The organism is Halobacillus sp. ABH2_015 (genome assembly GCF_056158945.1).
This window is the reverse complement of sequence record NZ_JBSWUG010000002.1, coordinates 3,117,521-3,136,533: the sequence shown is the minus strand read 5'-3', so window position 1 is coordinate 3,136,533 and position 19,013 is coordinate 3,117,521. Positions and strand designations below refer to the sequence as shown.

18 protein-coding genes are annotated in these 19,013 nt (G+C 49.2%); 16 read left to right on the top strand and 2 right to left on the bottom strand.

Features of this window, described 5'->3' with window-relative positions; translation table 11 throughout:
* The first annotated feature begins 7 nt into the window (after positions 1-7).
* The 4 genes from ACXAD6_RS16340 (at position 8) to ACXAD6_RS16325 (ending at position 2,491) form a co-directional block, all read left to right on the top strand.
* A complete protein-coding gene (locus ACXAD6_RS16340; RefSeq protein ID WP_474969787.1) occupies positions 8-508 on the top strand; it encodes a YwgA family protein in 501 nt (166 codons plus the stop codon).
* 279 nt (positions 509-787) lie between these two features.
* Positions 788-1,357: a GNAT family N-acetyltransferase gene (locus ACXAD6_RS16335; RefSeq protein WP_474969786.1), complete on the top strand. Its 570-nt coding sequence runs from the start codon at positions 788-790 to the stop codon at positions 1,355-1,357.
* A gap of 87 nt (positions 1,358-1,444) precedes the next feature.
* Positions 1,445-1,987, top strand: a complete 543-nt coding sequence (locus tag ACXAD6_RS16330) for a YwhD family protein (RefSeq protein WP_027954686.1) — start codon at positions 1,445-1,447, stop codon at positions 1,985-1,987.
* A gap of 162 nt (positions 1,988-2,149) precedes the next feature.
* Positions 2,150-2,491 (top strand): YolD-like family protein, encoded by a 342-nt coding sequence (locus tag ACXAD6_RS16325; protein ID WP_027954687.1) that lies wholly within the window; start codon positions 2,150-2,152, stop codon positions 2,489-2,491.
* Between the two features lie 515 nt (positions 2,492-3,006).
* Here ACXAD6_RS16325 and ACXAD6_RS16320 read toward each other — a convergent pair.
* The gene (locus ACXAD6_RS16320; protein ID WP_474969785.1) at positions 3,007-5,058 is read right to left on the bottom strand and encodes a transglycosylase domain-containing protein; all 2,052 of its coding nucleotides are present in this window, start codon (positions 5,056-5,058) and stop codon (positions 3,007-3,009) included.
* 173 nt (positions 5,059-5,231) lie between these two features.
* Between ACXAD6_RS16320 and speE the strand changes: the two genes are divergently transcribed.
* The 6 genes from speE to ACXAD6_RS16290 all read left to right on the top strand — a co-directional run bounded on the left by speE (position 5,232) and on the right by ACXAD6_RS16290 (position 10,007).
* Positions 5,232-6,062, top strand: a complete 831-nt coding sequence (gene speE / locus ACXAD6_RS16315; RefSeq protein WP_474969784.1) for a polyamine aminopropyltransferase — start codon at positions 5,232-5,234, stop codon at positions 6,060-6,062.
* A gap of 5 nt (positions 6,063-6,067) precedes the next feature.
* Complete coding sequence (gene speB / locus ACXAD6_RS16310) at positions 6,068-6,940, top strand: agmatinase (RefSeq protein ID WP_474969783.1); 873 nt, start codon at positions 6,068-6,070, stop codon at positions 6,938-6,940.
* A gap of 93 nt (positions 6,941-7,033) precedes the next feature.
* The gene (locus ACXAD6_RS16305) at positions 7,034-7,483 is read left to right on the top strand and encodes a hypothetical protein (RefSeq protein ID WP_474969782.1); all 450 of its coding nucleotides are present in this window, start codon (positions 7,034-7,036) and stop codon (positions 7,481-7,483) included.
* Between the two features lie 88 nt (positions 7,484-7,571).
* Positions 7,572-8,012 carry a YwiB family protein gene (locus ACXAD6_RS16300; protein WP_474969781.1) on the top strand — a complete coding sequence of 147 codons (441 nt, stop codon included), beginning with the start codon at positions 7,572-7,574 and terminating at the stop codon, positions 8,010-8,012.
* Complete coding sequence (gene argS / locus ACXAD6_RS16295; RefSeq protein ID WP_474969779.1) at positions 8,009-9,676, top strand: arginine--tRNA ligase; 1,668 nt, start codon at positions 8,009-8,011, stop codon at positions 9,674-9,676. The genes ACXAD6_RS16300 and argS overlap by 4 nt, the downstream gene beginning before the upstream one ends.
* A 148-nt stretch (positions 9,677-9,824) precedes the next feature.
* Positions 9,825-10,007, top strand: a complete 183-nt coding sequence (locus tag ACXAD6_RS16290) for a XapX domain-containing protein (protein ID WP_474969778.1) — start codon at positions 9,825-9,827, stop codon at positions 10,005-10,007.
* A gap of 3 nt (positions 10,008-10,010) precedes the next feature.
* Here the strand turns inward: ACXAD6_RS16290 and cls are convergent, their stop codons facing one another.
* Positions 10,011-11,198, bottom strand: coding sequence for a cardiolipin synthase (cls, locus tag ACXAD6_RS16285; RefSeq protein ID WP_474969777.1), 1,188 nt, complete (start codon positions 11,196-11,198; stop codon positions 10,011-10,013).
* A 199-nt stretch (positions 11,199-11,397) separates the two neighbouring features.
* Between cls and ACXAD6_RS16280 the strand changes: the two genes are divergently transcribed.
* The 6 genes from ACXAD6_RS16280 to meaB all read left to right on the top strand — a co-directional run bounded on the left by ACXAD6_RS16280 (position 11,398) and on the right by meaB (position 19,012).
* On the top strand, positions 11,398-13,530 hold the full coding sequence (locus ACXAD6_RS16280) for a heterodisulfide reductase-related iron-sulfur binding cluster (RefSeq protein WP_474969776.1): 2,133 nt from the start codon (positions 11,398-11,400) through the stop codon (positions 13,528-13,530).
* A gap of 156 nt (positions 13,531-13,686) precedes the next feature.
* Positions 13,687-14,874: an acetyl-CoA C-acetyltransferase gene (locus ACXAD6_RS16275; RefSeq protein WP_474969775.1), complete on the top strand. Its 1,188-nt coding sequence runs from the start codon at positions 13,687-13,689 to the stop codon at positions 14,872-14,874.
* A 13-nt stretch (positions 14,875-14,887) separates the two neighbouring features.
* Entirely contained in the window at positions 14,888-15,739 is an 852-nt protein-coding gene (locus tag ACXAD6_RS16270; RefSeq protein WP_474969774.1) for a 3-hydroxybutyryl-CoA dehydrogenase, read from the top strand.
* Between the two features lie 22 nt (positions 15,740-15,761).
* Entirely contained in the window at positions 15,762-16,907 is a 1,146-nt protein-coding gene (locus tag ACXAD6_RS16265) for an acyl-CoA dehydrogenase (RefSeq protein WP_474969773.1), read from the top strand.
* Between the two features lie 12 nt (positions 16,908-16,919).
* Complete coding sequence (locus ACXAD6_RS16260; RefSeq protein WP_027954700.1) at positions 16,920-18,059, top strand: acyl-CoA dehydrogenase; 1,140 nt, start codon at positions 16,920-16,922, stop codon at positions 18,057-18,059.
* Positions 18,060-18,073: 14 nt separating this feature from the next.
* Positions 18,074-19,012 carry a methylmalonyl Co-A mutase-associated GTPase MeaB gene (meaB, locus tag ACXAD6_RS16255; protein ID WP_474970446.1) on the top strand — a complete coding sequence of 313 codons (939 nt, stop codon included), beginning with the start codon at positions 18,074-18,076 and terminating at the stop codon, positions 19,010-19,012.
* Position 19,013 lies beyond the last annotated feature (1 nt).

Below are 19,013 nucleotides of genomic sequence, written 5' to 3'. Positions count from 1 at the left end.
AACCTCCATGTTGGAGAATCATGCGAAGTTGATGCAGTTTTTTTCAAGCACGGAAGAAATCGTCGGAAGGAAGAAACTGCAGAAGATGATCTATATCTTGAAAAAGTGTGAAATCCCATTTGAGGAACGGTACCAATTCCATTTTTACGGCCCCTATTCAGAGGAACTGACGCTCCGGGTAGAGGAAATGTGCAACCTGGGATTTGTAACGGAAACGAGAGAAGAGAAGAAGAATTATTACCAGTACCGCTATCAGCTGACCGACAGCGGCCGCGATTTTCTCAAGCATTATGAAATGGACCTGCCGCCTCTGAATCAGCACATTGATCTGATGAATGAACGGAGCTCAAGGTTTTTAGAGCTCGTTTCAACGATGCTTTTCTTTGAGGACCTGCCGAAAGAAGAGGTCGCCGAAAAAGTGTTTACAGTCAAGAGTGCCCAGAAGTATTCAGACGAAGACATTGAAGAAGGCTGGACCTTCATCGAAACGATCCGCGGTATGCATTAGATAGGAATAAAAAGTACGTGTCCGTTGGAGTTGTCTTGTATGTCGTGTGGATGGTCACGCTCCGCATAGACGACGTGCGAAGGAAAATGGATGTATGGTTCGAGAAAAGAAAAAATAGAGCGCAGTTTCTCAGATTGGGAAGAACGATGTGGACTGCGTTACTGCCGTTAGATTGTCCTCCACCTGGCCCGAGCGTATGTGTGAAGGGCAATCTTTTTTATGCTCCTGGAGGAAAAGGCTTGCACAGAAGAACAGGAATGCCTGGGAAAGGATGAGAAAATGGCCATACCGTCGTTACATACCGAGCATTACCGTCTTCGGGGTCTGCGGGAAGAAGACGCCGTTTCTTTGTTCCCGTTCATGGGGGACGGCGGAACGATGAAGTATATCACGGCCCATCCGGTTCAGAATATCGAGGAGATGAGAAAACAAGTTGGAGCGTACTTGACGGCTTATGAGGAGAAGCGCGAAATCCCCTGGGTGATCGAAGACCCGAGTGGAGACGTTATTGGATTTTTCCGGTTTCATAAGCTTCATCACTGGCACAGGAAAGCGGAGATGGGAGTAGTCATCTCTCCCGGATATCAGCGTTCAGGCGTCATGTCTGAATTGATGGCCGCCATTCTCCGGTACGGGTTTGAGGAGCTGCAGCTGAACAGAATCGTCGGAGATATATTTGCAGAAAATCAGGGGTCGAGGAAACTTCTTGAACGATATGGATTTCAGGAGGAAGGGACACTTCGTCAGACGGATTTTGATGGGGAGAGGTTTCAGGATACGGTTGTCTTCTCTATGCTGAAGGAAGAATACCTGGCCTTGAACAAACGTTTGACCAATAAGGAAGAGTGACCGCTGCCCTTTCACTCCACCATCCCGGTGGTTCTATGTTAAAATAGGGGCAAAACGTACGGGCTTGTAAAGGAGGTTCGCTGAATCATGAAAGAATTCGATCAGTTTAAGAAAAATAGTGACAGCAGTGATAAGAAGAAAAATCAATTTACGATCATCAAAGATGATGCGACAGACGGGCACGGCGGCTACGGGGTAGGCTCCATCAGTCTTGAGAATATGACCCCGGTCATCGTCGATCCCAATGAAGAAGAAGCTTATGTGGACATGGGGGCGCTTCATGCCCGCAGTAAAGTAGAGAAGCGGATCAAATTCATCACAGATAAAGACGTGGTGGCCAATGGCCTTCATTACTGGATTGCCTGGGTGACGGTGGATTACCGTGGAGGGAATCCCTGCTACTACGGAGTGGCTGCCAGTGAAATCATCGTCGATCGTTCCATCAAGCGAGGGTATAAGCTGATGCCGGAGCACGTGAATCATATGGACAAATCGTTAAAAGGACGCTTTGTTGTCGAGCACGTGGATGAAAAGAGCAGAAAAATTCTTGGAGAATATCTTCGTGAATTCAAACCGGAGCTCTGGGAAAATACGGCTCAGGAATTGAAGGCTGCGTTAGGCGTTTCATAAGAGGGGAGCCTGCCGGGACAACCGGCGGCTTTTTTTATGCCTCGTTTTTTCAGGTATTCTGGAGAAAGGGATCTTTTTTTCACTTCTCCTGTAACTTCCAGTTTACGCTGTCCTTTTTTATGATAGAATAAGAACAAATGTTCGTGATTGAGGAGGGGCATGATGGATAATCGTAATCGGGATCGAGGAACCATTAAGTGGACGTCTTTGATGCTGCCGGAACATGTGGAGATGGTGAAAAAGCTGTGGAAAGAGGATCAGCGCGTGGAAAAAGGCATCATTGATGAACAGAAGGCGGTCGAAATCGACTTTTTGCTGCAGAGGGCGGTGAAGGATGATTTAACCGTCCGTCTGAGGGTCCATAATGGATTTGATTATGAAGAATGTCTGCTGAAGGTCCAGGAGGTAAGCCGGTGGGAAAGAGTTGTCAAAGGGATCCACTGGGAAACGAAGGAACAGGTCCGCTTTCCCTTGGAGGATATCATTGATTTAACGATCGCCTGAGCTTGATTTACCGGAATGTTCATAAAATACGGATAGATCTCTGTGATTCGTATTGACGAACCTTTGACGTGGTAATATATTAAGTAATACATGGATCGTACATGATTGACTAGGACAGAGAAAACGACCGGCTTGTGACCGGTCGTTTTCTCTGTCTTTTTTATTATCGCTCCAAATCCGACCATTCCTTTTTGCGAATGAACGTGATCATGGAGCAGACTGCATTATCTTAGAATCAAGGATCCCCTTCCGTTTCACAAAAGGTCAATCTTTTGTCCATCTCTCCATAGGGTAGGTCACGAGAAGCGTTCGGTGGTGACGCCTGCGGGAACAGCGCGAGCCGAAGATCCACTTGGGCAGGTGATTTTCCTACCCAAGTTAGCTGAGGCCGTGCCCGCGGCAAGCATCCACCGATAAGCGGAACGTGACCTCAGACACAACGTGCGTACAAGTACTGTGTGACAAGAGCTTTCTCCGTGCTTTTCTATTGCTGGTTGAAGATCGGACTTTTTTGGTTAGAAGAACCAGTCCACGACATCTTTAAACCATGGGTCGTCCTCGAATTCATCATTGATATCCTTTTCTTCACTGCCTCCGCATACTTTTTTCGGTATGTCCGCTTTTTCCATGTAGACGAGCCGCTCCTGAGGGCAGTCAGGTCCGGCAAGGTAGCCGGTATCAGGGTCAATGTAGACCCCCTTCACACCTGGTGGAGGTACGAAAGCCGCTGAAGGGAGAGCTTCGTGAATGCCCTCCATCGTATCCGCCCAGATGGACTTGGCATATCGGTGATCATTGAACGTTTCCAAAGGGCGCCCTCCTTCATCGTAACCGATCCATACACCTGTAACGTATTGCGGACTGAAACCGATCATCCAGCTGTCCGTATCTGTAGTTCCTGATTTGCCTCCATACATCCGGGTCAGTTTTCCGTTAACAGGTGTGCCTGTCACAGAAGCGTAAGAGGCATCAAGGGCCGGATCGAACATCCCTGTCATCATATGGGTGACGGTAAAGGCCGTTTCCTGATTGACAGGGTCATCTTTCAAAAGGACCGGTTCATATTCATATAACACATGTTCATGCCGGTCGGTAATTTTTTCAATCGTATGCCCTTCGAGAGAGTCAGATCCTTTGACCATCTTTCCGTACGCCGTGATCATGTCGTACAAGGATATGGATGAATAGCCTAGGGCAAGAGAGGGGTGGGGTTCAAAAGCCCCCTCTAGACCAAACGTTTTCATCGTTTCGACAAGCTTTTCCGGACCGATATCCATATGGGTGGATACGGCATAAATGTTATCGGATACAGCAAGAGCTTGAGCCATTGTTATCGGCTTATCGGCATACTGATCGTTGAAATTGGCTGGAACATACGGGTCGCTCTTTCCTTCGACGGGGAATTCCACCGGCTTGCTTTCGCGCATCGTGACCGGCGATTCTCCGGCCTCCAGTGCACTGTAATAAAGCAGCGGCTTAATGGTGGATCCGATCGGCCGTTTTGCCTGAACCGCCCTGTTGAACGGACTTTCCTCATAATTTTTGCCCCCGATCAGTGCGGTGACAGCGCCGGTGCGGCTGTCCATAACGACTGCGGCCGTTTGGACGTCATGGCCGTCTGGAAGGTGCCGGGCGGCCATTTCTTCCAGTGTGTCCTGATGTTCTTCATTAAGAGTCGTATGGATGTGGTACCCACCAGTCTGGATGCTTTCTCTGTCCACGCCCAGCAGCCGGGCTGCTTCGGAAATGACCTCATCCTGAAAATAGGGAGCGGTTTCCTGTATCTTTTCATTCTGACCATCCGCATAATTCAAGCTGGCTTCCACAGCTTTCTCTTTTTCTGTCGAAGTAATATAGCCGTGGCGCTCCATCTCCGTTAAAATTTGCCCCTGCCTGGATACGGCTTTCTCTTCATTGTTCAGAGGAGAATAGTAGCTGGGCCCTTTCGGTATGCCGGCAAGCATGGAGGCTTCTGTGAGGGAAAGTTCCCCGGCATGCTTACTGAAATAGTGGCGGCTCGCTGCTTCAATGCCATAAGCCCCGTGGCCGTAATAAATAGTGTTCAGGTACCCCTCTAAAATTTCGTCTTTGTTATAGAAGATTTCCAGTCGCAGGGCATACATCGCCTCATAGAGTTTGCGTTTCCATGTTTTATCGTGCGAAAGATATAGGTTGCGGGCATACTGCTGGGTAATCGTGCTTGCTCCCTGGGCCATGCGCATCTGCTTTAAATCGGTTAAGGCAGCAGCGGCAATCCGTTTGAAATCGAAGCCGAAATGGTTGTAAAACCGCCGGTCTTCAATGGCAAGGGTTGCGTCCTTAATCGACTGGGGCATATCCTCAATCGCGATCCAATACCTTTCCTCGGCCCCTTTGTCCTCCCCGATCACCTCTCCACTGCTGCCGTAGATGAGTGTATTCTGTTCCGTCGTCAAGGACGGGGGGCCCTGGATAATCGCTGTCATGACTACAGCAATGACAGCGATCACGCCGAGGATGGCACCGGCTCCCGTCAGTTTAAGGCTGATGATCAGCCATTTGTAAGAAGTTTTGATAAATGACCACATCTTGTTTATACTCCCAACTATAAAGAGAAAATTTTGTGTTCACCGAATCGAAAGACTGCTATTATTATGGGAGAATTCGTAGTAAAATAAACTTCTTGTTTGCTTTTTAAATACCGGTATGGAGGGGGATCCCCGTCACCGGCGGATGTATAGATGAAAAGGAGAAATGCTTCATGGGTACATGGTTTACAGAAAAACAGACCGATCATTTTGGGATTACAGCGAAAGTGAATCGATCGCTTCATAAAGAGAAAACAGATTTTCAAGAGTTGGAAATGCTGGAGACAGAAGAATGGGGAAACATGCTCGTGCTTGATGATATGGTCATGACGACGGAGAAGGATGAATTCGTATATCACGAAATGATCGCCCATGTCCCTTTATTCACCCATCCCCGTCCTGAGAATGTGCTGGTTGTCGGCGGCGGAGACGGCGGTGTGATTAGAGAAGTCCTGAAGCATGAAAGTGTGAAGAAAGCCACTCTTGTGGAAATTGACGGGAAGGTCATCGAGTATTCGAAAAAGTACCTGCCATCCATCGCAGGAACGCTTGGAGACGAACGGGTCGAGGTCAGAGTGGATGATGGATTCATGCATATTGCACAAAGCCGGGACGAATACGATGTGATCATGGTTGATTCCACAGAACCGGTCGGACCTGCTGTGAATCTTTTTTCCAAGGGCTTTTACGAGGGCATTGCCAAAGCACTGAAGGCGGATGGCATCTTTGTCGCGCAAACAGACAACCCGTGGTTCAAGGCAGATCTGATCCGTCAGGTGTACGGGGATGTGAAAGAGACATTTCCGATTACCCACGTGTATACGGCCAATATTCCAACGTATCCAAGCGGACTATGGACATTCACGATGGGAAGCAAGACGCATCATCCCCTTCAGGTTCCTGAAGACCGTTTCACGGAACTGGATACGAAATACTATACCGAAGAAATCCATCAGGCCTGCTTTGCGCTGCCGAAATTTGTGAAAGACTTGACGAAGGAGTGACATTCATGAGGTTTGATGAAGCCTACTCTGGAAAAGTATTCATTATGAGCCGAGCTTCAGAAGAAGAAGCGGACGCTGTGATTTACGGCATGCCCATGGACTGGACGGTCAGCTTCCGTCCGGGCTCCCGATTTGGTCCGAACCGGATCAGGGAAGCTTCCATCGGCCTTGAGGAATACAGTCCTTATCTGGACCGTCATTTGGAAGAAGTAAGCTATCATGATGCCGGCGATCTGCTGCTGCCATTCGGAAATGCAGCCCGAAGCCTTGCTATTATTGAGGATTATATGGATGAACTGATGGAAAAAGGCAAGTTCCCGCTCGGGATGGGCGGGGAGCACCTTGTCTCCTGGCCGGTCATTCAGTCCGTTTACAAAAAATACCCGGACCTTGCCGTCATTCATATTGATGCCCATGCGGATCTTCGGGAGGAATACGAGGGAGAGGTGCTTTCCCATTCGACGCCGATCCGGAAGACGTGTGAGCTCATCGGAGCGGAAAATGTCTACTCCTTCGGTATCCGTTCCGGTATGAGGGAAGAGTTCCAATATGCTGCTGAATCCGGTATGCATTTGTACAAGTTCGATGTGCTGGAGCCTTTGCAGAAGGTTCTTCCTGAATTGGCCGGGCGGCCGGTTTACGTCACGATTGATATAGATGTGCTTGACCCCGCCGGTGCACCAGGAACGGGGACGGCTGAAGCGGGCGGCATTTCTTCTAAGGAACTGCTTGCGGCCATTCATGCCATGGCAGGAAGTGAGATGAATATTGTAGGGGCTGACCTGGTGGAAGTAGCGCCGGCCTATGATCATTCGGAAAAAACGCAGATTGCTGCCAGCAAACTGATGCGTGAAATGCTTTTAGGGTTTGTTCAATAAATGATAGAATAGGAAAAGCCGCTGTGATGATCACGGTGGCTTTTCTATTTTCAGGCCCGGGGCCTGAAATCATGAATAAAGGAGCGTTTCATTTTGACGAAGAAAGGGATCGGTCTCATTTCGGCCTATGCATTGGTGATGGTGGCTCTCTTCACCGCCACTTTTGCAGGGGAATGGAACCCATCAAATTACAGCTATACATTGAATGAAAACACCCTGACGATTGAAGAAGGATTATGGAGTAAAGAAGAAATGGAAGTGGAGAGGGAAGGGAATATCAACAATATCCTGCTCTTCCAGCTGGCGGTTTCTGAAGAAAGACAGCAATGGAGCGTGGACCTTGGTGTGATCGCTGTTCTTCTGCCTCTCTTGTTGTTTATCGCTGCTCCTGCACAGCGTCCGTTTAAGAAACATCTAGCCTTTAAGTGGTACGCGGCGGTTGTTTTGGCCATCCTTGTGGTATATACCGCATGGTCCGTTCCGGCACACGTTTCCTATGTGGATGATATAGAGAGGTATGTTCGTCTGCTGACAAGTTCCTGATACCAGCGCTTGCGTTTTTAAACTGAAATTTTTATAATGGATTAGTTATAACTCGTTCGTAAAACTGTTAAAGAAAAGGTGGAGAAACATGCCTGCAAATGCAAAAGACATCCAGGTCCAGCTTGTTACCGAAATCCAGGATCAAGATCGCAGAGAGACCATGGAAATCGAAGAGACCGGCCGTTTTTTAGTCCGCGGCAGTACGCAGGTGCTGACCTTTACGGAGCACCCGGAAGACGGTGAGCCTGTCCATACAATGGTGACGATCAAACCGGAGCATGTAAGCATCAAGCGTACCGGCGGTGTGGAAATGCGCCAGGTTTTTAAACCTTTGATGGAAACAGAGAATCTCTATCACCACACCTATGGTGATTTTCATATGAAAACCTACACGAAAGAATTGGACTACACCCCGCTGGAAGAATCCGTGCAGGGACGACTGTTTTTAAACTATACGATGACGTTAAATCACGAGGTGACGCAGAAGCACAGCCTGACGTTGACGTTTGAGGAGGAGAGCGATTCATGAATATCGTTGAACAAATGGAACAGAACCTGAAAGAAGAGATTGTGCGTTCTGTGCTGGCAGCGGGGCTTGCCGGAGAAGGAGAAATGCCGGAAGTGGTGCTTGAACAGCCGAAGGATAAAGCTCATGGGGACTATGCCACCAATATGGCCATGCAGCTGGCGCGTGTAGCGAAAAAGAACCCGCGTGCGATTGCAACTGAACTGGTGGAGCAGTTCGACCATTCGAAAGCATCCATTGAAAAAATTGAAATCGCAGGACCGGGCTTCATTAACTTTTACATGAACAATCAGTATTTGACGGAGCTTGTGCCTTCTGTACTGTCAGCCGGCAGTGAATATGGCCGCACCAACAGCGCAGACGGTCATAAAATCCAGATTGAGTTCGTTTCGGCCAATCCGACGGGAACCCTTCACCTGGGACACGCCCGTGGAGCAGCTGTCGGTGATTCCTTGTGCAACGTATTGGATGCAGCCGGCTATGACGTCTCCCGTGAATACTACATCAATGATGCAGGGAACCAGATGATGAATCTGGCGAAGTCTCTCGAAGCCCGTTACATGCAGGCGCTCGGCCGTGACTGGGACATGCCGGAAGATGGCTATCACGGGAAAGATATTATCCAGCTGGGAGAAAATCTCGCGGAAGAGACCGGTGAAAAATGGGCGGAAGCCGAGCAGGAAGAGCGTCTTCAGTTCTGCCGTGAATATGGTTTGAAGTTCCTTTTAAACCGAATCAAGACCGATCTGGAAGAATTCCGTGTGCCATTTGATGAATGGTTCTCTGAAACCTCCTTGTATCAGGGTGACCAGATTACAGATGCCTTGAAAGTCCTTAAGGATCAAGGATACGTGTACGATAAAGATGATGCCACATGGTTTGAAACAACACAGTTCGGCGATGATAAAGATCGTGTCCTTATTAAAAACGACGGCACATACACGTACTTGACGCCGGATATTGCCTATCATAAAAACAAGCTGGACCGCGGCTTTGATACGCTCATCAACATCTGGGGAGCGGATCACCACGGCTACATCCCGCGTATGAAAGCAGCCATCCAGGCACTGGGTTATGAAAAAGATACGATGGAAGTGGAAATCATCCAGATGGTCAATTTGTTCCAGGACGGCGAAAAGGTGAAAATGAGTAAGCGTACCGGAAAAGCGGTCACACTTAGAGAACTGATGGAGGAAGTCGGTGTCGATGCGATGCGCTATTTCTTCTCCATGCGTTCCAGTGACTCCCACCTGGACTTTGATATGGATCTTGCCCGTTCTGAGTCCAATGAAAACCCTGTGTACTACGTGCAGTATGCGCACGCCAGAATCTGTACGATGTTGAAGCAGGCGGAAGAGAAAGGACTCATGAAAGAGAACTACGATAACAGCTGGTTAACGGCTGAGAAGGAAGAAGACCTGCTGAAGAAGCTTGGGGAATTCCCGCAGGTTGTAGCGGATGCGGCCGACAAACGTACCCCGCACCGGGTGACCCAGTATGCCTTTGATCTGGCTTCTGCCCTCCACAGCTTCTACAATGCGGTGAAAGTATTGGATGGCGACAATCCGGAGCGCACAGCGGCGAGGATTGCCTTAATGAAGGCTGTACGGATCACATTGAACAATGCGCTGAAACTTGTTGGTGTATCTGCACCAAATCAAATGTAATCTCATAGAGTAGGAAAAGGGCGTCTCTGCATAATCAGGCAGAGGCGTTCTTTTTTTATGGGCGCAGTCATAAGGAAAAGGGAATGATGAATGGAGTGGAGAAAGAAGTACATGATATACGAAAAGGACGGAAGAAGGAGGAATCCATGTGGGAAAAGAAGTGGTGCTGGCATTACTGACCGGTTTCGTTGTCGGGTTGTTATTTGCTGCTGTAAAACTGCCGATACCGGCGCCGCCCGCCTTTGCGGGAGTGGCCGGTATCATTGGCATTTATCTTGGGTTTAAAGTGTATGGATGGATCGGGCCAGTGTTCACAGAGTTGTTCAAATGACGTCTATAAAAACGGGCGGAGCAGAACAGCAATCTTTTGATTGATTCTCGTTCCGAGCGAGCGTTTTTTCAGCCAGCGGTCATCGAAAGGAACAGCGTCCGCGACATCCTCAAAATAGACATCTCTCAAGTCCTGAATGAAAGCTTCGTCATACACGTAGGTATTCACTTCCTTATTCAGGAAAAAGCTGCGCCGGTCAAAGTTCGCCGTTCCAATGTCGGCGAACTGACCGTCAATCATAATGACCTTTGAATGATAAAAGCCTGCATCAAAGAAGCGTATGTCAGCACCAGCCTGCTTCAGTTCTTTTAAATACGGCACCGCTGCTTCCTTTACAAAGGCATGGTCCGCTTTCATCGGAATCATAATGTGCAGCGAGACGTCCCGCTTCAATGCTTTTTTCAAAGCCTCCTGAAGCGTAGGCGTAGGGATGAAGTAAGGCGAACCGATTAAAATTTCCTGCTCAGCCGAATCAATCATTTTCCTGAATTCCTTCTCAAGCTCTACGCCGTCACTCGCTACAACCCTCATTCGATACGGATGCTCGGTTTCTGAAGGAGGGAAGGGGGTATCTTGTTCCCCTGTTGCCAGATACCAGTCATCAAGAAAAATCGTATGGAGCTGATGAACGACCGGACCGTATGCTCGGATGTGGTAGTCCCGCCAATCCCCGAATTTTGACGATTCTCCAATGTACGCCTTTCCGACATTAAAGCCGCCAACATAGCCGATCTTTCCATCGATGACAGTGATTTTCCTATGGTTTCTTCGTTGAAGGCGGTAGAAGAAGTAAGGAAAGCCGGGTACTTCCGCAAAAGCGAAGCGCACCCCGGCCTCTTCAAGTTCGCTGCGGCGCTTTTTCGTTATTTTAAAGCTGGCCACACGGTCGCCCATCAGGCGGACAGGGACACCTTCGGCCGCTTTGTTTTTGAGCACCTGAAGGAAATTATCCGCGATATAATCATTTTCAATAAGAAAAAAATGCACATCCACCTGTTTTTCTGCTTCTGATATATCCCGGAAAAGCTGCTCATACAGCCTGGAACCGTTCTTAAATAAGTGATAGCTGCCCGTCGTTTCCTCCAATGGTATCGTACGGGCCTGTTTATGATGCCGGACTCTTCCTAATTTAAAATCTATATAAAGCAGGAAAATAAGAGCGGCTGCTAGTAATAGAATGATATAGAACATGATAGTATAGCCTCCTAAAAAACTCTTCCACATAGTTTCCCCGTTTTCGACTTTTTCAAAAGGAAAAATACAGAAAAAATGTTGACTGAATGCTCATTCATAATTTATAGTTAAGCTATAAGATTCAGAAAATTAAAAGTTTCTGATCGGAGAAAAGGGAAATCGCTTCGTGCGATGACAACAAAGAGGGGGAAAACCTATGAATCCACTGCTGGTCGCAAACTGGATTTTGTTCCTTGGTGTCCTGATCTATGGACTTTATTTATTTGTCCGTGTGGTTCAGACTCGTATCGCTTATATCAAACTGGGGAAAAAATTCGAGTATGACAAACAGCTGAAGTCACGGTTACGCAAAATCTGGATTTATGTATTCGGGCAGAAGAAACTGCTCAAGGATAAGAAATCCGGAATCATTCACGTTATGATGTTTTATGGATTTATTCTCGTGCAATTCGGAGCGATTGATTTTATCTATAAAGGACTTGTGCCGGATGCCCATCTTCCGCTCGGCCCTTTTTACGCCGGCTTTACGTTTTTCCAGGAGCTGGTGACGTTAACTATTCTGACCGCCGTTATCTGGGCGTTTCACCGCCGCTACATCGAAAAGCTTGTTCGTTTGAAGCGCGGATTTAAAGCCGGGCTTGTCCTGATTTTCATTGGAACACTGATGGTAACCGTCCTCGTTGGAAACGGCATGAGTATGATCTGGCATGCCCATGAAGGAGCATGGACAGAACCTGTTGCGAGCGTTATTGCAAGCGCTTTCGGATGGGTGCCGGAACCTGTAGCTGTTACGGTGTTCTTTGTCATGTGGTGGATTCACCTATTGATCCTGCTTACCTTCCTTGTCTACGTGCCGCAGTCCAAGCACGCCCACCTTCTTGCTGCACCTGTGAACGTCTTTTTGAGTCGTGAGGAGCCGCCGGGGAAATTGAAGTCCATTGATTTTGAAATGGATGAAGATGCCGATGAAGATGACGTATCCTTCGGGGTAGGGAAGATTGAGGACTTCAATCAGCTTCAAATGATTGATTTTTACGCATGCGTTGAATGTGGACGGTGTACCAATGTATGTCCGGCGTCCGGTTCCGGAAAAATGCTGTCGCCGATGGATCTGATTGTGAAACTCCGCGACCACCTTACCGAAAAAGGAGCCGCTGTTACAGGAAAGTCCCCGTGGGTCCCAGCCTACGCTTTTTCCGGGACAGAAGGGAATACACTCGCTCAAATGGCCCGGAGCCATGGGACAGATGAGGCCGCAGCAACGCTCGAAGCGGTCCAGAACAAAAGCCTGATCGGGGATGTCATTACAGAAGAAGAGCTGTGGGCTTGTACGACCTGCCGGAACTGTGAGGATGCCTGCCCGGTTATGAACGAGCATGTTGATAAAATCATCGACCTGCGCCGCTATCTCGTACTTACCGAAGGAAAAATGGATGCCGACGGTCAGCGTGCCATGATGAACATTGAGCGCCAGGGGAATCCATGGGGTCTTTCCAAGAAGGAAAGAGAAGACTGGAGAGAGCTGGATGAAGATGTTCATATTCCTACAGTGAAAGAGTTGAAGAAATCAGGGGAAGAGTTCGAATACTTATTCTGGGTCAGCTCTATGGGCTCTTACGATAACCGGAGCCAGAAAATCGCCATGGCGTTTGCGAAACTGATGAATGAAGCAGGCATCAAGTTTGCCATCCTGGGAAACAAAGAACAGAATTCCGGAGACACCGCCCGCCGGATGGGAAATGAATTCCTTTTCCAGGAGCTGGCGGAGAAGAACATGAAGGAATTCGAGAAAAATGATGTGAAGAAGATCATTACCATTGATCCACATGCCTATAACATCTTTAAAAATGAGTATCCGGATTTCGGATTGGAAGCCGAAGTGTACCACCATACCGAGCTGTTGGCGGAATGGTTGAAAGAAGGACGCTTGAAACCGCAGGGAGTGGTGAAAGAAAAAATCACCTATCACGACAGCTGCTATCTTGGCCGCTACAACGAAGTCTATCAGCCGCCGCGAGAAGTTCTGGAGATGATTCCAGGTGTCGAGGTCGTGGAAATGAAGCGGAACCGTTCCAACGGAATGTGCTGTGGAGCCGGCGGAGGCATGATGTGGATGGAAGAAAAGTCAGGGAATCGTGTGAACGTAGCCAGGACCGAGCAGGCGCTGGAAGTGGAGCCGACAATGATTTCCAGCGGATGTCCATTCTGTCTGACGATGCTGTCAGACGGAACAAAAGCGAAGGAAGTGGAAGAAGAGGTCAGCACGATGGATATTGCAGAAATTCTGGCGAAGTCCATTTTTGAGAGCACAGAGGAGAAAACGGCTTAATTAAACGTTTGTTTAAAAAACGGAAAAATGACAGAATGATTGAAAAATTGTGGAAAGTGTACAGTATTTTATGTACACTTTCCTTATGGGACGATATTGAGCGAGCGTTCAATCGTCAATTTTGTAAGCGTTATCAAAAAAAGAGGAGGAATGACAATGCGTAAAACAGTCATCGTGGATGGAGCACGCACACCATTTGGAAAATTCGGAGGGGCTTTAGCACCACTGACGGCGGCACAGCTTGGTGGTATGGCGATTAAAGCAGCGTTGAAGAAGGCGAAGGTCCATGTGGAGGATGTGAACGAAGTGATTATGGGAAGCGTTCTTCAGGGAGGACAAGGGCAGCTCCCTTCCAGACAGGCAGCTCGTGAAGCTGGAATCCCCTGGGATGTGAAAACAGAAACCGTCAATAAAGTGTGTGCCTCCGGCATGCGCAGTGTCACGATGGGAGATCAGTTCATCCGCCTTGGAGAAGAAGAAATCATCGTCGCCGGCGGTATGGAAAGCATGAGCAATGCGCCATATTTCATGCCGAAAGCGCGCTGGGGTCTCCGGATGGGGGATGCGTCTGTGAAAGACATGATGGTGCATGACGGATTGACCTGTTCATTCGAGAACGTCCATATGGGCAATTACGGCAACCGGACAGCCGAACAGTATGAACTGACACGTGAAGCTCAGGATGAGTGGGCGTACCGCAGTCATCAGCGTGCCGTCCAGGCTACGGAAGAGGGAAAGCTGGGAGAAGAAATTACGCCAGTGGAAATTCCCCAGCGCAAAGGGGACCCTGTCATCGTGGATCAGGATGAAGCTCCTCGAAAGAGCACAACAATCGAAGCGTTGTCTAAACTGCGGCCGGTGTTCGACCAGACAGGAACGATTACGGCCGGAAATGCACCGGGTGTCAATGACGGGGCCTGTGCCATGGTTTTAATGTCGGAGGAAAAGGCTGAAGAAACCGGAGCATCTGTGCTGGCAGCAATTCTCGCCCATGATGAGATTGCTGTGGAGGCGCAGGATTTCCCGCAGACACCGGGACTTGTTATCAATAAGCTGTTGAAAAAATCCGGAAAAACCATCGATGAGATCGATCTGTTTGAAGTAAACGAGGCATTTGCCGCTGTATCCCTGGCCAGTGGGAAAATCGCCGGTCTGGATCCGGAAAAAGTGAATGTCAACGGTGGAGCCGTTGCTCTTGGCCATCCGATCGGGGCCAGCGGAGCCCGTATCCTTTTGACATTGGCTTATGAACTGAAACGCCGGGGCGGCGGCACAGGGATTGCAGCCATCTGCTCAGGCGGCGGCCAGGGGGATGCCGTTCTCATCGAAGTACCAAAACAATAAGGAGGACACAGGAATGTCAATAAATAAAGTCATGGTCATCGGCGCAGGCCAGATGGGCGCAGGGATTGCTCAAGTTTTTGCCCAGGCTGGTCTTCATGTGAAATTGAATGATCGAGAGAAGGAAGCATTGAATAAAGGGCAGGCCGGGATCGAAAAGCGCCTGGAAAGAGCTGTTGAGAAGGGTCGTATGACCGATGGCAAGCGTGAGGAGATGTTGGAGCGTCTGACAATTACGACCGATCTGCAGGAGGCCTCTGACTGCGATCTCGTCATTGAAGCCGTCGTGGAAAGTATGAAAGTGAAGGTCGATGTATTCCAGCAGCTGGATGAAATTACACCCCCTCATGCAATTTTGGCGACCAATACCTCTTCTCTTCCGATAACGGAAATCGCTGCAGCGACGAAGCGTCCGGACCAAGTAATCGGCATGCATTTTATGAATCCGGTCCCGGTCATGACGCTGGTGGAAATCATCAGAGCTATCCAAACGAGCGATGACACGTATGCGTCTGTGAAGGAAATGGCTGAAAAACTGCAGAAGACACCGGTAGAGGTAGAGGATTTTCCGGGATTTGTTTCCAATCGGATTTTGATGCCGATGATCAATGAAGCGATTTATACCGTCCATGAAGGCGTCGCCTCACCCGAAGATGTCGATGCGGTCATGAAACTTGGGATGAACCATCCGATGGGACCACTGACACTCGCTGATTTTATCGGACTGGATACATGCCTTTCTATCATGGAGGTCCTTCATGAAGGATTCGGCGACAGCAAATACCGGCCTTGCCCGCTTCTCCGTAAATACGTCAAAGCCGGATGGCTCGGGAAGAAATCCGGCCGCGGTTTTTACATCTATGAATAACTGATGAAAAGGGGAGATGACCGTGGAGCTTCAATGGACAGATGAACAGAAAATGATGCGCCGGATGGTACAGGATTTCGCGCAGAATGAGGTGGCACCGGCCGTTGAACGTATGGAGAAGGAAGACCGCTTCCCGGAAGAACTGATTCCTAAAATGGGGGAGCTCGGTTTAATGGGGATCCCGATCCCTGAAGCATACGGGGGAGCCGAGATGGATTATACCTCCTATATCATTGCGATTCATGAACTATCTAAAGTAAGTGCGACCCTTGGTGTCATATTATCTGTACACACATCAGTGGGGACCCACCCGATTTTATATTTCGGATCGGAAGAACAGAAATCCAAATACATCCCGAAACTCGCATCGGGTGAATATTTAGGTGCCTTCGCTTTGACGGAACCGAGCGCGGGCAGTGATGCCAGCAGCCTGAAGACGCGTGCTGAGAAAAAGGGAGATCGATACATCCTTAACGGCTCCAAGGTGTTCATTACGAATGGAGGCAGTGCAGATACCTTCATCGTTTTCGCGCGGACGAATCCCGAAGTGTCTCCGAGTAAAGGCTTGAGCGCTTTTATTGTGGAGCGCGGCACACCTGGGTTCTCGATTGGAAAAGCGGAAAGGAAAATGGGCATGCATGGGTCGAGTACGGTTTCTTTGAACTTTGATGCCTGTGAGCTACCAGCTTCCCAGCTCCTTGGTAAAGAAGGAGAAGGTTATAAAATCGCCCTCTCCAATTTGAATATCGGAAGAATCGGCATCGCCGCCCAGTCACTTGGTATTGCGGAAGCCGCTTTGGAGCATGCCGCCGCCTATGCAAAAGAGCGGGAGCAGTTCGGGCGCCCGATTGCCCATCTGCAGGGGGTTTCCTTCAAATTGGCAGACATGGCCACGGAAGTCGAAGCTTCCAAACTGCTGGTCTACAATGCAGCATCGATGCAGGCATTAGGAAAACCGTGTAGTAAAGAGGCATCGATCGCTAAGCTGATCGCTTCCCGTACAGCAGTTAAAGCAGCCATTGAAGCGGTTCAGGTCCATGGAGGCTACGGATACACAGAAGACTATGCGGTGGAACGGTTTTTCAGAGATGCAAAAGTGTGTGAGATCTACGAAGGAACAAGCGAAGTCCAGCGTGTCGTCATCGGCAATCATCTGGTGAGAGATTAGGAGGATGGAGAAATGAATTTCACATTAACAGAAGAGCAGGAAATGCTTAGAAAAATGGTTCGGGACTTTTCCAAGAATGAGGTGGAACCAACAGCGGCAGAGCGGGATGAAGAGGAGCGTTTTGATCGTGAAATTTTCGACAAAATGGCTGAACTCGGGCTGACGGGAATACCATGGCCGGAAGAATATGGCGGCATCGGTTCGGATTTCATCAGTTACGTGATTGCTGTGGAGGAGCTTTCCAGAGTGTGTGCTTCCACAGGCGTCACCCTTTCTGCGCATATTTCTCTGGCCAGCTGGCCGATTTATACATTTGGAACGGAAGAGCAGAAGAAGAAGTTTCTGGCTCCACTGGCTGCGGGTGAAAAGCTTGGCGCCTACGCTTTATCCGAACCGGGGGCAGGGAGTGATGTGTCTTCCATGCGCACTCAGGCAAAGCTTGACGGTGACAGCTATGTACTGAATGGAAACAAAGTGTGGATCACCAATGGTGGTGTCGCTGATACGTATGTCGTCTTTGCTAAGACGAATCCGGATGAAGGGAACCGCGGCATCAGCGCCTTCATCGTAGAAAAAGACACACCGGGATTCTCCACAGGGAAAAAAGAGAAAAAACTCGGTATCCGCTCTTCTCCGACGACAGAGTTAATCTTTGAAGACTGCCGGATTCCTAAGGAAAACCTGCTTGGTGGAGAAGGCCAGGGCTTTAAAATCGCGATGATGACGCTGGACGGTGGTAGAAACGGCATCGCTGCCCAGGCTGTAGGAATTGCGCAGGGGGCGCTTGATGAGTCTGTCGCCTACGCCAAGGAGCGGGAGCAGTTCGGCAAGCCGATCGCTGCTTTACAGGGGATATCTTTCAAACTCGCGGATATGGCAGCTGAAATCGAAGCTTCCCGTCTGCTTACGTATCAAGCGGCCTATTTGGAATCTGAAGGTCTTCCGTATTCCAAGGCGTCGGCCATGGCGAAGTTGTTTGCCGGTGATACGGCGATGAAGGTAACCACAGAAGCGGTTCAAGTTCACGGCGGATATGGATATACGAAGGATTACCCGGTGGAACGGTACATGCGGGATGCGAAGATCACTCAGATCTATGAAGGGACCCAGGAGATTCAACGTCTCGTTATCGGCCGGATGGTAACGAAGTAGGAAGGTGATGGATGATGCACCCGCTGGCGGAACGAATACAAAATCAGGATATGAGGGCGCTTGCCCGTGCCATCACGCTCGTTGAAAATGAAGATCCGGAAAAGCTTCCACTGATGAGTGATATCTTTTCGATACAGAAAAAGGCACACTATATCGGCATCACAGGCTCCCCGGGGGCAGGGAAGAGCTCCTTGATCAACCACCTGCTGACGTTTTTAAGAAAGCAGGAGCTTACGGTCGCTGTTATTGCTGTCGATCCTACAAGTCCATTCAGTGGAGGGGCTCTCCTTGGGGATCGCACAAGAATGAACCAGCACTTTCTTGATCCTGGAATCTTCATCCGCAGTATGGCGACGAGAGGCAGTCTGGGAGGTTTGGCAAGAGCGACGAAGGACAGCATCCGGGTCTGTGATGCTTACGGATTTGATGTCGTACTTGTGGAAACGGTGGGTGTGGGTCAGTCGGAGCTGGATGTGATGAAGGTGGTGGATACCACAGGTCTTGTCCTGACACCGAACAGTGGCGATGTCCTTCAGATTTTCAAAGCCGGGATCATGGAAATTGCCGATCTCTTTCTTATTAATAAAGCAGACCTCCCCGGCGTGCGGAAGCTGAAATCGACCCTCGAGGAATATTTGATGATCATTCAGCCGGAAGGGTGGCAGCCGCCTATTGTTGAGACGGTGGCCACGGAATCCAAAGGAATGGCAGACGTCTGGGAAAAGGTGCAGGATCATCGTACGTATTTATACGAAACCGAGGCAGGGATGAAGCGGAGAAAAGACCAGCTGCAGCTGGAAGTCTATGATCTGATCCGTGAAGAAATATGGCGGAACGTAAAATCTTCGGTAGAGATGGACCCGGAGAAAACACAGGCCTTCCAAAATCCCGACGCCGACCCCTATCAGCTGGCCCGATCATGGTTTCAGGAATGGGCTGGGAAGGATGAATGAT

Excerpts from the sequence above, each read along its gene's own strand:
- ACXAD6_RS16340 (WP_474969787.1), top strand. The coding sequence starts at position 8 with ATGTTGGAGAATCATGCGAAGTTGATGCAGTTTTTTTCAAGCACGGAA.
- ACXAD6_RS16335 (WP_474969786.1), top strand. The coding sequence starts at position 788 with ATGGCCATACCGTCGTTACATACCGAGCATTACCGTCTTCGGGGTCTG.
- ACXAD6_RS16330 (WP_027954686.1), top strand. The coding sequence starts at position 1,445 with ATGAAAGAATTCGATCAGTTTAAGAAAAATAGTGACAGCAGTGATAAG.
- ACXAD6_RS16325 (WP_027954687.1), top strand. The coding sequence starts at position 2,150 with ATGGATAATCGTAATCGGGATCGAGGAACCATTAAGTGGACGTCTTTG.
- ACXAD6_RS16320 (WP_474969785.1), bottom strand. The coding sequence starts at position 5,058 with ATGTGGTCATTTATCAAAACTTCTTACAAATGGCTGATCATCAGCCTT.
- speE (WP_474969784.1), top strand. The coding sequence starts at position 5,232 with ATGGGTACATGGTTTACAGAAAAACAGACCGATCATTTTGGGATTACA.
- speB (WP_474969783.1), top strand. The coding sequence starts at position 6,068 with ATGAGGTTTGATGAAGCCTACTCTGGAAAAGTATTCATTATGAGCCGA.
- ACXAD6_RS16300 (WP_474969781.1), top strand. The coding sequence starts at position 7,572 with ATGCCTGCAAATGCAAAAGACATCCAGGTCCAGCTTGTTACCGAAATC.
- argS (WP_474969779.1), top strand. The coding sequence starts at position 8,009 with ATGAATATCGTTGAACAAATGGAACAGAACCTGAAAGAAGAGATTGTG.
- cls (WP_474969777.1), bottom strand. The coding sequence starts at position 11,198 with ATGTTCTATATCATTCTATTACTAGCAGCCGCTCTTATTTTCCTGCTT.
- ACXAD6_RS16280 (WP_474969776.1), top strand. The coding sequence starts at position 11,398 with ATGAATCCACTGCTGGTCGCAAACTGGATTTTGTTCCTTGGTGTCCTG.
- ACXAD6_RS16275 (WP_474969775.1), top strand. The coding sequence starts at position 13,687 with ATGCGTAAAACAGTCATCGTGGATGGAGCACGCACACCATTTGGAAAA.
- ACXAD6_RS16270 (WP_474969774.1), top strand. The coding sequence starts at position 14,888 with ATGTCAATAAATAAAGTCATGGTCATCGGCGCAGGCCAGATGGGCGCA.
- ACXAD6_RS16260 (WP_027954700.1), top strand. The coding sequence starts at position 16,920 with ATGAATTTCACATTAACAGAAGAGCAGGAAATGCTTAGAAAAATGGTT.
- meaB (WP_474970446.1), top strand. The coding sequence starts at position 18,074 with ATGCACCCGCTGGCGGAACGAATACAAAATCAGGATATGAGGGCGCTT.